The organism is Flavobacterium sp. (assembly GCF_017985075.1).
GTDB lineage: Bacteria > Bacteroidota > Bacteroidia > Flavobacteriales > Flavobacteriaceae > Flavobacterium.
Genome location: NZ_JAGNYF010000021.1, coordinates 17,315 through 31,273 on the forward strand (window position 1 = coordinate 17,315; position 13,959 = coordinate 31,273).

At 32.0% G+C, this 13,959-nt stretch carries 13 protein-coding genes; 10 read left to right on the top strand and 3 right to left on the bottom strand.

What is annotated here, in order from left to right; translation table 11 throughout:
* Positions 1 to 3: 3 nt before the first annotated feature.
* The 6 genes from KA468_RS05955 to KA468_RS05980 all read left to right on the top strand — a co-directional run bounded on the left by KA468_RS05955 (position 4) and on the right by KA468_RS05980 (position 5,144).
* Positions 4 to 1,269, top strand: a complete 1,266-nt coding sequence (locus KA468_RS05955) for a peptidoglycan DD-metalloendopeptidase family protein (RefSeq protein WP_291242023.1) — start codon at positions 4 to 6, stop codon at positions 1,267 to 1,269.
* A 341-nt stretch (positions 1,270 to 1,610) separates the two neighbouring features.
* Positions 1,611 to 2,615, top strand: coding sequence for a tRNA dihydrouridine synthase DusB (dusB, locus tag KA468_RS05960; protein WP_291242024.1), 1,005 nt, complete (start codon positions 1,611 to 1,613; stop codon positions 2,613 to 2,615).
* Positions 2,616 to 2,819: 204 nt separating this feature from the next.
* Positions 2,820 to 3,788, top strand: coding sequence for a 2-hydroxyacid dehydrogenase (locus KA468_RS05965; RefSeq protein WP_291242025.1), 969 nt, complete (start codon positions 2,820 to 2,822; stop codon positions 3,786 to 3,788).
* A 39-nt stretch (positions 3,789 to 3,827) separates the two neighbouring features.
* Positions 3,828 to 4,214 carry a DUF4234 domain-containing protein gene (locus KA468_RS05970; protein ID WP_291242026.1) on the top strand — a complete coding sequence of 129 codons (387 nt, stop codon included), beginning with the start codon at positions 3,828 to 3,830 and terminating at the stop codon, positions 4,212 to 4,214.
* A 124-nt stretch (positions 4,215 to 4,338) separates the two neighbouring features.
* Positions 4,339 to 4,650 carry a DUF2752 domain-containing protein gene (locus tag KA468_RS05975; protein WP_291242027.1) on the top strand — a complete coding sequence of 104 codons (312 nt, stop codon included), beginning with the start codon at positions 4,339 to 4,341 and terminating at the stop codon, positions 4,648 to 4,650.
* Positions 4,651 to 4,778: 128 nt separating this feature from the next.
* Positions 4,779 to 5,144: a DUF805 domain-containing protein gene (locus KA468_RS05980; RefSeq protein ID WP_291242028.1), complete on the top strand. Its 366-nt coding sequence runs from the start codon at positions 4,779 to 4,781 to the stop codon at positions 5,142 to 5,144.
* Between the two features lie 45 nt (positions 5,145 to 5,189).
* Here the strand turns inward: KA468_RS05980 and KA468_RS05985 are convergent, their stop codons facing one another.
* On the bottom strand, positions 5,190 to 6,983 hold the full coding sequence (locus KA468_RS05985) for a lysophospholipid acyltransferase family protein (RefSeq protein ID WP_291242029.1): 1,794 nt from the start codon (positions 6,981 to 6,983) through the stop codon (positions 5,190 to 5,192).
* Between the two features lie 248 nt (positions 6,984 to 7,231).
* Here KA468_RS05985 and KA468_RS05990 point away from each other — a divergent pair, with 248 nt between their 5' ends.
* The 4 genes from KA468_RS05990 to KA468_RS06005 all read left to right on the top strand — a co-directional run bounded on the left by KA468_RS05990 (position 7,232) and on the right by KA468_RS06005 (position 10,684).
* Positions 7,232 to 7,993: an exodeoxyribonuclease III gene (locus KA468_RS05990; protein ID WP_291242030.1), complete on the top strand. Its 762-nt coding sequence runs from the start codon at positions 7,232 to 7,234 to the stop codon at positions 7,991 to 7,993.
* 88 nt (positions 7,994 to 8,081) lie between these two features.
* Positions 8,082 to 9,047 (top strand): OmpA family protein, encoded by a 966-nt coding sequence (locus KA468_RS05995; protein WP_291242031.1) that lies wholly within the window; start codon positions 8,082 to 8,084, stop codon positions 9,045 to 9,047.
* A gap of 72 nt (positions 9,048 to 9,119) precedes the next feature.
* Positions 9,120 to 9,575: a DUF1569 domain-containing protein gene (locus tag KA468_RS06000; RefSeq protein WP_291242032.1), complete on the top strand. Its 456-nt coding sequence runs from the start codon at positions 9,120 to 9,122 to the stop codon at positions 9,573 to 9,575.
* Between the two features lie 71 nt (positions 9,576 to 9,646).
* Positions 9,647 to 10,684: an aldo/keto reductase gene (locus KA468_RS06005; RefSeq protein ID WP_291242033.1), complete on the top strand. Its 1,038-nt coding sequence runs from the start codon at positions 9,647 to 9,649 to the stop codon at positions 10,682 to 10,684.
* A 70-nt stretch (positions 10,685 to 10,754) separates the two neighbouring features.
* Here the strand turns inward: KA468_RS06005 and KA468_RS06010 are convergent, their stop codons facing one another.
* Both KA468_RS06010 and radA read right to left on the bottom strand, forming a co-directional pair.
* Positions 10,755 to 12,575 carry a mucoidy inhibitor MuiA family protein gene (locus KA468_RS06010; protein WP_291242034.1) on the bottom strand — a complete coding sequence of 607 codons (1,821 nt, stop codon included), beginning with the start codon at positions 12,573 to 12,575 and terminating at the stop codon, positions 10,755 to 10,757.
* Positions 12,576 to 12,613: 38 nt separating this feature from the next.
* Positions 12,614 to 13,959: DNA repair protein RadA (radA, locus tag KA468_RS06015; protein ID WP_291242035.1), on the bottom strand; the 1,346-nt coding region annotated here is incomplete at its 5' end.

Genomic DNA, 13,959 nt, shown 5'->3' on the forward strand with positions numbered 1-13,959 from the left:
AGCATGAACAAATTTCTTTTATCCCTATTCGTACTCTTTTTTTCCTTTTCAGCAATGGCACAAATTGATGAGAAAGAAAAATTAGAACAAAGAAAAGAACAATTACAAAAAGAATTGTCTGAAGCAAAAACTAAACTTCAGAACGAAAAGAAAAAAGAAAAATCCGTTTTGAAAGAAATTGCGGGACAAGATGCCCAAATTAAAATTTCAGAAAAAATAATTTCTACAATCGCCAAACAAGCACGAATTTTAGACGACAATATTTATTTAACACAATTAGAAATTAATAAGTTAAATAAAGACTTAATAATAATGAAGGAAGATTATGCAAAAATGATTGTGAAATCATACAAAAGTCGCTCTGAACAAAGCCGATTTATGTTCGTATTGTCTTCTACAAGTTTTTTGCAAGCCTACAAGCGTGTGCAATATATGAAACAATATGCAGGGTACAGAAAACGTCAAGCCGAAGAAATTAAAGTAAAACAAGCCCGATTAGGTGTCGCTGTTGGCGAATTACAAACAAATAAAAAAGAAAAAGAAGTGGTTATTGTTGAAAAAACAAAAATCAAAGCCGAACACGAAAAACTAAAACAAGAAAAAGTAGAAACGGCAAAACTTATACAAAAAGACAAGAAAAAAATTACTGCAGATATAGCCGCAAAACAAAAAGAATCAAAAGCTATCGATAAAAAAATCAAGAAAATGATTAACGATGCGATTGCTGCTGAAAATAAGAAAAATGCTGCAAAGAAAAAGGCCGCAGCAACTGCTTCAGGGAATACCGCGCCTGTGAAAACTGCACCGGTTTCTTCTACAAAAATTGAATTAACACCTGAAGGAAAATTATCTTCAGATAGTTTTAAAGCCAACAAAGGGCAATTGCCTTGGCCAACAGAAAAAGGATATATTTCCACTGGATACGGAGATCAGCCACATCCAGATTATAGCAATATTGTGATTCATAACAGTGGAATCGACATCACTACGGATTCAGGTTCTTCGGCACGTGCCGTTTTTGCTGGTGAAGTATCAGGCGTACAAGTGTCTCAAACTACAAATACTTATACGGTACTGGTGCGTCACGGAGATTTCTTTACCGCATATAGTAATTTAAGTAGCGTTTCGGTTTCTGTAGGAAATAAAGTTTCGGCAAAACAAACGTTGGGTAAAATAAAAACAAATGCCAAAGGAAATTCGGTATTAAAATTTGTTATCAATCAGAATACAACGGTTCTAAATCCAAAAAGTTGGTTAAAACCTAAATAATTTTTAGGAGCAAAACCCTTATTTCCAGAAGACTTTCGGTCCCGCTATCCGCTATATTTTTTCTTTTGTTGCCTCAGGTACTCGAAGGCAACAAAAGAAAAAGATGCCGCTCCTATCGGGGCTAAAACACAACAATTGTTTTCAAAAAACTTTCAGCGAAAATCTGTTTAATCTGTGTATTCATTAAAATGTCTATGTGTTTTTTTTACCACGGATTACACAGATTCACACAGATTTTTAACGCAATCTATTGTTAACTATTTTGAGCAAAGCGTCTAAACGATTTCCAAAAATCTATATGCCTATGTGTTTAAAATAAACTTTTGTACTACCTTTGCACTATGCCAAAAATAGGAAACATAATTTTGCCCGATTATCCTTTACTTCTTGCACCTATGGAAGATGTAAGCGATCCGCCATTTCGCCGTTTGTGCAAAATGCACGGAGCAGATTTAATGTATTCTGAATTTATTTCCTCTGAAGGTTTAATTCGTGATGCAATGAAAAGCAGAATGAAATTAGATATTTTCGATTACGAACGACCAGTTGGTATTCAAATATTTGGTGGTGACGAAGAAGCAATGGCACTTTCTGCAAAAATTGTAGAAACGGTTCAACCAGATTTGGTAGATATTAATTTTGGTTGCCCCGTTAAAAAAGTGGTGTGTAAAGGTGCTGGCGCAGGAGTTTTAAAAGACATCGACTTAATGGTGCGATTAACCAAAGCCGTTATCAAATCTACACATTTACCCGTTACTGTAAAAACCCGTTTGGGTTGGGACGAAAGTTCTATAAATATTGATGAAGTAGCCGAACGTTTGCAAGATATTGGCGTACAAGCTTTAACCGTTCACGCCAGAACGCGTGCTCAAATGTATAAAGGACATTCCGACTGGACGCATATTGAACGTATTAAAAACAATCCACGAATTTCTATGCCTATCTTCGGAAATGGCGATATCGATTCTCCAGAAAAAGCGTTAGAATATAAAAATAAATTTGGTTTAGACGGTATGATGATTGGTCGTGCGGCCATTGGTTACCCTTGGATTTTTAACGAAATCAAGCATTTTTTCAAAACAGGTGAAAAATTAGCCCCACCAACTGTTGCAGACAGAGTAGAAGCCGCTCAAAATCACTTAATCTGGTCAATGGAATGGAAAGGTGAACGCGTTGGAATTGTAGAAATGCGTCGTCATTACACCAATTATTTCAAAGGCATTCAAGATTTCAAACAATACAAACAGCGCTTAGTTACCACCGACGGACACAACGAATTATTTGATATTTTCAATCAAGTAAAAGAAGTGTATGCAAATTACGATAATGCTTTAGTAGGTCAATAAACTAATTTCTTAAGATTTTTGATTCAAATTATTAACATCTGTATTCCTAAAATCATCGTTTAGTTTGTCACCTTGAAAGGGTCTCAAGAACTATTTTCGTTTTGTAAATTAGTGAAATCTGTGTCAATCTGTGTTCGAGTTTACGTGTTTCTTATTGAAAAAATTGCGAATCTCTTCGAAATAATCTAACTTTCCGTTTTCAAAATGAATTCTATGCAAACTATTTCTACAATTAAAATTCTTCATCTTGACACCAATCATCCGTTGCTTTGGGAGCAATTAGAAAAGGCAGGTTTCATTAATGAAGCAGATTATACTTCCACTAAAGAAGAAGTAGAAAGTAAAATAGAAAACTATCACGGAATTGTAATTAGAAGCCGATTTAAAATTGATAAAACCTTTATTGATAAAGCAAAAAACTTACAATTCATTGCACGTGTAGGTGCCGGTTTAGAAAGTATCGATTGTGAAAATGCCGAAAGTAAAAACATAAAGCTAATTGCCGCTCCAGAAGGAAACGCTTCAGCTGTTGGCGAACACGCTTTAGGAATGCTTTTGTCACTATTCAATAAATTAAATAATGCCGATAAGGAAGTGAAATCCGGACAATGGAATCGTGAAAGCAATCGCGGAACAGAATTAGACGGAAAAACAGTTGGGATTATTGGGTATGGAAATATGGGAAAATCTTTCGCAAAAAAACTAAGCGGTTTTGATGTAGAAGTTTTGTGTTATGACATTTTACCAAATAAAGGCGATGAAAATGCGAAACAAGTTTCCTTACAAGAAATACAACAAAAAGCAGATGTCTTAAGTTTACACATTCCGTGGACACCAGAAACAGATAAAATGGTAAACACTTCGTTTATCAATCAATTCTCAAAACCATTTTGGTTAATAAATACCGCAAGAGGAAAAAGTGTAGTCACTACCGATTTAGTTTCTGCTTTACAATCCGGTAAAATTTTAGGCGCGGGTTTAGATGTTTTAGAATACGAAAAACTATCTTTTGAAACCTTATTTGAAGGCGAAAAACCAGAAGCATTTGATTATTTATTACAAGCCCAAAATGTTATTTTAACACCACATATTGCTGGTTGGACATTTGAAAGTAAAGAAAAACTTGCTCAAGTTATTGTAGATAAAATTTTAAGAGTGTATGTAACAAAATAAAAAAATATACATCTAATCAAAAACTAAAACTATAAAATTATGAATGAAGTTACAAAACAAGAGGAGTGGAATAACCCAAAACCAAATCTCCCCGTATTTAAAGTAGATCCAGTATTGGTGTTAATTTTTGGAATTTTAACTTGCGGATTGTACTTGATTTATTGGAACATAAAAGCCGCTGAAGTAATGAATGCCGCTGCAGGAAAAGAAGTTATATCTTCACCAGTTGCTATATTAGCGGGATGCTGTATGCCAATTAATTTATATTATTATTGGGTAGCAGGAAAAGAAGCTCTGCCGAAAATATACGAATTAACGGGTCAACCTCAAAAAGATGAATCAGCACTTTTATTAATTTTAGGTTTTTTCTTTCCAATGGTTTCAGCAATGATTATTCAAGGTGATATAAATAAATTATACAATTAAGCCGTTTATAAAAAATAGAATATTAGGGATAATTGGTGTACTAGTAACACTAATTGTTCCTTTTTTTATACAACAAAATAATTCCGGGAATTTAGATAACGAACAATCTCTATGTCCGTTCAAAATGTTAACTGGTTTTCCGTGTCCAGGATGTGGAATTACAAAATCTATTGTATATTTTTACGAAGGGGATATTTATAGAAGTTTATTTCATCATCTATTTGGACCACTTTTTGTCTTTTTTTGTCTCTTGGTTTTGTTTAAACTTATTGCAGAATTAATTTATAAAAAACCATTTTTTGATAAATTATTTTACAGTATGAAGCTTGCTTATTTTATTGGAGTATTATTAGGAATCTATCACTTAATTAGATTGTTTTTTTACATCAAAGACAATAATTTAGATTCCATATTAAAGCAGTCTATTTGGCAATAATACTTTAATCCTTTCAAAAGAAGCATTTAATGAATTTAAAGAAAATGTTGCTAAAAACCGAGAATAATATTTTTATTTTCATAAAAATTTCATAATATTGTTATAAAAAATCTTTAAAATTAATAATTATGTTTCAATGGTACAAAAAAGTTGTAACTGACAACTATGCAAATTTCAATGGTAGAGCAAGAAGATCAGAATATTGGTACTTCGTTTTATTTAATATGATTTTTGCTATTTCAGCAATGATTTTAGATAATCTATTAGGATTAAATTTTGAGCCAATTCCTTATGGATGGCTTTATTTATTGTATGCGTTAGCTGTATTTATTCCAGGATTAGCTGCTGCAGTAAGAAGACTTCACGATGTAAACAAAAGCGGATGGTTTATGTTTATCGCTTTAATTCCTTTAATAGGAAGTATTTGGTTATTAGTGCTTTTTTGTACTGAAGGGACTAAAGGGCCAAATAATTATGGCGAAGATTCAAAATAATATATTTATTAAAATATAAACTAAAGGCTAATTAATAATTTTTAATTAGCCTTTATGTTTTCTTTCTAATTCGGCTTGAAATTCTTCCATTACAGGCTTAACCGTGCTTTCTGGAATATCTGAAATTTTAATATACATCAATCCATCAATGGCATTATTAAACATTGGGTCAACATTAAACGCCACAACTTTAGCGTTTTGTTTGATGTATTTTTTAATTAAAACGGGCAATCGTAACGAACCTGGTTCAATTTCATCTATAATTTTATCAAATTTATTTAAGTCGGCTTCAGTTTCATTGAAAACGAAATCTTTATCTGCGTCTTTTAATTTTACCTTAAACTCTTTTTTCGGTTTAATATATTGCGCTACATACGGGTCATAATAATTAGATTTCATAAATTCAATCATTAACGATTTTGAAAATTCAGAAAACTGATTACTAATACTCACACCACCAATTAAAAATTTATGTTCTGGATAATGTAATGTCGTATGCACAATTCCTTTCCAAAGTAAAAACAATGGCATTGGTTTTTGTTGGTATTGCGAAATAATAAAAGCCCTTCCCATTTCAATAGATTGACTCATCATATCATTTAATTCGGGTTCAAATTTAAATAGTTCATTTAAATAAAAACCTTCTAAACCGTATTTTGGAAATATTTTAGAGCCAAATCCCATTCTATATGCTCCGGCAATCATTTGAGCATCATCATCCCATAAAAACATATGGTGATAGTATTGATCAAATTTGTCTAAATCAATCGCTTCATTCGTGCCTTCACCTACTTCTCTGAAGGTGATTTCACGTAAACGACCAATTTCGTGAAGAATATTTGGAATTTTTTCTGCAGTAACTAAAAATACTTTATAGTTTTTACTTTGTAATAATTGATAATCGCCTTCTTTTAAGAAATTAATTTCCTCAATAATTTGTTCGTGATTGGCAGGTTTTACAATTTGTTTCGCTGCTTTCGGACTGGTAAATTTGGGAAATGTCAACTTAAAGTTTTCTTCCTCAAACGAATTAGAAAGCATATAAGTTTTCTTTCTTAAAAAATTTCCTAATTCTGGAATACTTTCGTATTCATTCAATTCATTAACCGAAATGGGTTTTCCAATTCTAACTTTAATTACTCGGTTTTTCTGAGTTAGTAATTCGCTTGGTAATTTTGCCGTTCGTAACGTTTCGTTTAATTTGGATAAACTATAAAATAACTTGCTGTTTTGTGCGTGAAAATAAATAGGGACAACTGGTACTTTTGCTTTTTTAATAATTTTTAAGGCACCTTCTTCCCAAGGTTTATCTACAATTAATTTACCATCTTTATAAGTGGAAACTTCTCCCGCAGGAAAAATTCCTAAAGGTTTTCCATCGCTCAAATGACGTAATGTTTCTTTTATTCCAATTACACTCGATTTAGCGTCTTTATGATTTTCAAACGGATTTACCGGCATAATGTACGGTTTCATCGGTTCAATTCTGTGCAATAAAAAATTGGCAATTATTTTGAAATTAGGTTCGCGTTCTAACATTAATTTCAATAATAAAATACCATCAATTCCACCTAAAGGATGATTAGAAATGGTAATGTAAGCGCCCTCTTTTGGTAAACGTTTTAAATCTTCTTCCGGAATTTCGAATTTAATTTGAAACTCATCTAAAATAGCATTCAAAAACTCTAAATCACTTAAATGTTTATTTCGATTGTATATTTTATTGAGTGTAGAAATTTTGAGAACTTTCATGAGTAACCACCCAGAAAAAGTTCCAACAAAACCATACTTATCCGTTTTTATCGCTTTCGCTACTTCTTTTGCAGTAACTAATCCCATTTATTTGTGTTTTGACAGAGAAACAAAGATAACAATTCTATTCAATTTCTTTATATCTTGATTAAACAATTGCCAACAATTTAATAATTGCCATTTTTTGCTAAATTTTTTATAAATTACTCATTTAATCATACATTTTATTGAAAACTTTTTCTACTTTTGAGAATTGGATTTTAAATATATAACATAAAGAAATGCTTTTGTTATAATTTTAAAAGTTTTATAACATGTAACGATTAAAATAGTTAATGAAGATTATCTCTTACAATGTAAACGGAATTAGAGCAGCCATATCCAAAGGGTTTATTGACTGGCTAAAAAGCGCTAACCCAGATGTAATTTGTTTACAAGAAATCAAAGCTACTGAAGATCAAATTCCTACAGACGAAATAACGGCTGCGGGTTATTCGTATCAATATTATTTTTCTGCACAAAAAAAAGGATATAGTGGTGTCGCCATTTTATGTAAAACGGAACCTAAAAATATTGTTTTTGGAACTGGCATAGAAAGTATGGATTTTGAAGGAAGAAATGTCCGTGTAGATTTTGAAAACCTTTCAGTAATGAGCATGTATTTGCCTTCCGGAACTAATAACGATAGACTTGGATATAAGTTTCAATATATGGACGACATTCAGGATTATATCGTAAACTTGCGACAAGAAATTCCGCATTTAGTTGTTTGTGGCGATTATAATATCTGTCACGAAGCTATAGATATTCATAATCCAAAAGGAAACGAAAAAACATCAGGATTTTTACCCGAAGAACGTGCTTGGTTAGATGGTTTTATAAAGACAGGAATGATTGATACGTTTCGTCATCTAAATAAAGAACCGCATAATTATAGTTGGTGGAGTTACAGAGCCAATGCAAGAAACAACAATAAAGGTTGGCGAATTGACTATTGTTTAGCAGCAGAACCTTTAAAAGATAAAATAAAAAGAGCACTAATTTTACCAGAAGCCAAACATTCAGACCATTGTCCGGTTTTGGTAGAAATAGGTTAGATAAATAATATACAACCAAATTAGAAAATAAAACGTTTAAAATAAGTAATAATAACCGATTCGAACAGAATCAAATATATATAAAAAGATGATAAGAAAAATCACATTAGGACTTGCGATATTAAGTTTGAGTACATCTTGTGTTTCCAAAAAAATCTACCAAGATTTAGAAAACAAGTTTGCCGATTTAAAGAAAGAACGCAACGCGTTAGCAGATGAAAATGAAGGATTAAAAACCAATAATTCTACTTTGCAAACTGATTTAAACAAATACAAAACGGAAGCAGAAAAATTAAAGGCAGAACGCGATAAATTGGCTGCTGATTATGCTGCAACTAAGAAAAGTTTAGACAATTTAAAATCGTCTTACGATGCATTAGAGAAAGATAGTAATGAGGCGTTAGATGCGAATATCAAAAAAAATCGTGAACTGTTAGCCGATTTAGAAGCCAAACAAAAAGCAATGGCTGCTGAACAAGATAAGTTAAATAAATTGAAAGCCGATTTATTAAAATCATCTACTCGTTTAGCAGAATTAGAAAAAATTATGGCCGACAAAGAAGCGGCTATGAAAAAACTGAAAGAAACCTTATCTAAATCGCTTAAAGCGTTTGAAGGAAAAGGCTTAACCGTTACTGAAAGAGATGGAAAAGTATATGTTTCTATGGAAAATAAATTGCTTTTCGAATCAGGAAGTTGGACTGTTGGAACAGAAGGTAAAAAAGCAGTGGATTTAGTTGGAAAAGTTTTAGGAGATAATCCTGATATTTCGGTACTTATTGAAGGACACACAGATAATGATAAAATTGTAGGTTCTATAGGTGGTGGTGTAGAAAATAACTGGGACTTATCTACCAAACGCGCAACAGCAATTGTAACCATTTTATCGGCTAATGCCAAAGTTAAAAAAGAAAACTTAACGGCAGCAGGTCGTGGAGAATTTGCGCCACTAATGTCAAATGATTCTGCAGAAGGAAAAGCAAAAAATCGTAGAATTGAATTTATTTTAACACCAAAATTAGACGAATTGTCTAAGTTATTAAACGAGTTGTAAGATTTAAAATAATAATAAAAGTTGCCTAAGAGGAAATTATTTTTTTAGGCAACTTTCTTGTATTCAGAAATTATGAAACCACTTGAACATTTACTTCATCAATTAGAAAGTTATCTCCCAAATCTTGATAAAACCAATTCTAAAGTCTCCAACAGCACTATCGGCTGGCAAATAGATCATTGTTTGTTGGTTATAAATGGCATTATTGGTCAGATAGAAATTTCAGACCCATCTAAATTTAAACCCAAATGGACCTTTCCTAAATTTATGGTTTTTACAACAGGTAAAATTCCAAGAGGTAAAGCACAAGCGCCAAAAGTGGTTATTCCAACTCAGGTTGCTACTCAAGAGGAACTAATTGCAAAATTAGCAGCAGCAAAAAATAATGTTTTAAAACTGGATACTTTTTCTGAAAATCAGTTTTTTAATCATCCTTATTTTAAAGATTTAAATGTAAAACAAACCAAAAAATTTTTAACGATTCATACCAAACATCATTTAAAAATCATAGAGGATATCTTGAAATAAATAAAATCTATATCACATTTGCTTTTCTCTTTTTTAAACTTCGTAACTTCGTCATTCAATACATTTTTATAATGAAATTCACTACGCTACCAAATACCGAATTAAAAGTCAGCAAAGCTTGTTTAGGCACAATGACATTCGGAAATCAGAACACTGAAGCCGAATCCCATTTCCAATTAGATTATGCCGTAGAACGAGGAATTAATTTTATTGATACTGCAGAAATGTATCCTATTGGTGGAAACGAACATATTTTTGGAAGTACCGAACGTTTTATTGGAACTTGGTTAGCTAAAAACAAGCATAAAAGGGATGATTTAGTGATAGCCACTAAAATTGCAGGACCAAATAGAGGTATGGATTACATCCGTAAACCACTTGATTTCTCTAAGAAGAGCCTTACGGAAGCTGTAGAATTAAGTTTAAAAAACTTGCAAATAGATTACATTGATTTGTATCAAACACATTGGCCGGAGCGTATTATGAATATGTTTCAAAAAAGAGGTGTAGAAAAATTAGATACCCATTGGCAAGAAAATGTTTTTGAAGTTTTAACTGTTTTTGATGGATTAATTAAAGAAGGAAAAATAAAACATATTGGTATTTCAAATGAAAACCCGTGGGGTGTGATGAAGTTTTTAATGGAAAGTGAAAAACACAGTTTACCTCGAATTGCCACCATTCAAAATCCATTTTCTTTGTTAAATAGATTATACGAAGTAGGTTTGTCTGAAATTGGTATGCGTGAAAATGTTGGTTTATTGGCGTATTCACCGTTAGGTTTCGGATTTTTATCTGGTAAATATTTAAATGGCACTCCAGACAATTCGCGAATGAAATTATTTCCAAATTTTGTACGTTATACAAACGAAAATTGTTTTAAAGCCACAAAATTATACCAAGATTTAGCGCACAGTTTTGGCTTGACGATAACCGAAATGGCGATTGCATTTGTAAATCATCAAGAATTTGTAACTTCAACCATAATTGGCGCTACCACAATTGACCAATTAGAAGAGAATATCAATGCTTTTGATGTTCGATTAACTGATACCGTTTTTGAAGAAATTAATAAAATTCAGGAATTAATTCCAAACCCGGCGCCTTAAATTAAAAACCCTTCGATAGTTTTACGCTTTCGAAGGGTTTCTTACTTATTTGTTAAGACAAGACTTAATATTACAAATTCCCAATTATTTTATCTTTTGGATATTTTACTTTGTAACTGATTCTATATTTTTTTGTTTCATTTGGTTTTAGTTTAATTTCCCAAGTCAAAACACCTGTTTCTTCATTTTCTTTTGCACCATCTTTTTCTAATAGCTCTACGGTTATTTCTTTGTCGGTACTTAACGGATATTGATCTTTTAACAACATATTAATGTCTTCTTTTTTGTTATTTCTAACCGTAATATCATACGTAAAGGTTTGCTCTTTATATGATGATAAAAATTTAGTTCCCGATTTGTCTGTTATTCTTTCACGTTTAATTGAGATTTTTTTATCTCTACCCATACTTAAATTTAAAGTATCTTGTGTTTGGTTCGGATTAATCATAGTTTTCCCCACATACATCCCTTCAAATACTATATTTGCCTCACCAGGTAATAAATTATATTTTGCATAATCATTTAATTCAGCCAATAAAAAGGCTTCTTTTTCCACTTTCGGGGCAGCATAGTACTTATAAGTTGCTGGAATTTTAATATCTTTTAACGATACACTATGTGCTTTTCCATTTGATAAAATATCATACGGAATATCAATATCGAAAGAGACATTTAACTCTTGTTCTTCAATTGTGGTATAATCATTCATATTTTTTGTTGTAATAACTATGACTCCGTTGCTACCACGATTACCAAATTCTGATAATGCTTCTTCATCTTTAATTACTCTAACATCTTTTATGCTTGTTGGTGAAATTTTTCTGAATTCTTCAGCAGTTGAAGGAAAACCATTAATTACATAAAGGGGATCAGAATTAGCATTAATAGAGCCAACACCTCTAATTACAACAGATGATTTAGCTCCTGGTTGCCCAGTTGCAGCAGTAACATTTACCCCAGCTAGTTGTCCCTGCAATGTATTTGTAACATTTGAATTGGGTCTGTTTTCAATTACTTTATAATTTCCATATCTTAAAAACCAAGCTTGTAATAAAGGCGCTACATTATTTTGATTTGGATTACCACTTGAAAGGGTTAGTTTTACTTTTTTCCAGTCGATTCCTGTGCTTTGGGTTACTTTTGCTTTGTATGCAAGGTCAATTGCAGCAGTTATATTTTCTGTTCGTAAATCGTAAAATGGTTGCCAAGAAGCCGAATTGGTAATATAAGAGATGTCTAAATTCACATTTCCTGCAACTTCATTCATTACTTGTAAAATTAATTTTCCTTCAGATATTTTTTCTTCTTTTTGGGTATTAATTTCCAATTTATTGTTTAATTCGTCAAGTGTTTTTCTCCATTTTGTTTCTTTTTCTGCAAGCAACACAACTGCATTATCAAGTTCCGTTCTTTTAGATTTGTAATATTCAACAAGTTTCATTAGTTCAGCTACATTTAAACCAGAATTCGCCCCACGAATTTCTTTATTTTTATCTAATATTTCAATGGTTTGTTGGTGCGAATTTTTATCAATTTGTATTTTTTTAAGTTCTTTTTGAACATAGGTTATGCTATCTCGAACTCTTTTAATAGCCGGATTACTTTCGTCAAGTTCGTATTCAGAAACATAATTATCTGAAAACTGAACAGACAAAACAGTCACATTTTTTGGTGCGCCAATTTGTACGGTATTTTCATTCAAGTAATCCGCTACATTTTTTATAACGATTTCACTTGTTCCTATAGGTAAATTTACCGAAGTACTCTGTGTTATTTCAGCACCAGAAAAATAAACGGTTGCCGATTTTGTTTTAGCAGAAGTAAAAATTGGTTTTTGCGCTACTGCAATTGCAGATACCAGTAAGCAAATAGTTAAGATACGTTTTTTCATATATTTTAAGTTTAAGAATGAGGGTTTGTTTTATTATTTTATCCAAAAAGTTGTTCCACTAAATCTTCAATTTTACTAACCAATCGCACATCAATTTTAAAATCTTTTGGATTAATTTTATTGTGTTTGGATACGAAAATGGTCGAAAAACCTAATTTTTCGGCTTCTTGTATGCGTTGTTCTACTTTATTTACGGGACGAATTTCACCTGTTAAACCTACTTCGCCAGCAAAACAAAAATCTTTATCAATCGTAATGTCTTCATTAGAAGATAATATTGCCGCCACCACAGCCAAGTCAATTGCTGGATCATCTACATTTATACCACCTGTTATGTTTAAAAAAACGTCTTTAGCTCCCAAACGGAATCCTGCACGTTTTTCTAAAACAGCTAAAATCATATTTAATCTTTTCAGATTATAACCTGTTGTGCTTCGTTGAGGTGTGCCATAAACGGCAGTAGAAACTAATGCCTGAATTTCTATCATTAACGGGCGCATACCTTCAATTGTAGTTGCAATTGCTGTTCCAGATAGATAATTGTCTTTATTAGAAATTAATATTTCCGATGGATTACTAACTTCGCGTAAGCCGTTTCCTAACATTTCGTAAATTCCTAATTCTGCAGTAGAACCAAAACGATTTTTCAAAGCTCGTAAAATTCTGTATACATGATTTCTATCGCCTTCAAATTGCAAAACGGTATCTACCATATGTTCTAAAATTTTCGGCCCAGCAATCGTACCGTCTTTGGTGATGTGTCCAATTAAAATGACAGGAACATTGGTTTCTTTAGCGAATTTTATTAGTTCTGCTGTACATTCTCTAATTTGAGAAATGCTTCCTGCAGACGATTCAATATATTCGGTATGTAAAGTTTGAATCGAATCAATTATTACTACTTGAGGTTCAATTTCCTCAATTTGACGAAATATATTTTGTGTTTTTGTTTCGGTTAAAATAAAACAATTATCAGTTTGTCCCGTAATTCTTTCGGCACGCATTTTTATTTGTTTCTGACTTTCTTCTCCAGAAACATAAAGCGTTTTATAAGGTAATTTTAATGAAATTTGAAGCAAAAGTGTGCTTTTTCCAATTCCTGGTTCGCCACCTAAAAGTGTAAGAGAACCTGGAACCAATCCACCACCTAATACGCGATTTAATTCGCCATCAGTGGTATTCATTCTTACTTCTTCCGAAGTCGAAATTTCGTTAATTTTTAAAGGCTTCGCTACTTTTTTTGATTCAGAAGTAGTGCTTCGCCAGGCTTGTTTTTCTTCTTTCTGTATAATTTCTTCTACAATTGTATTCCACTGCTTGCAAGACGTACATTGTCCAAGCCATTTAGAATAATTGGTGCCGCAACTTTGGCAAAAGAAGGAAG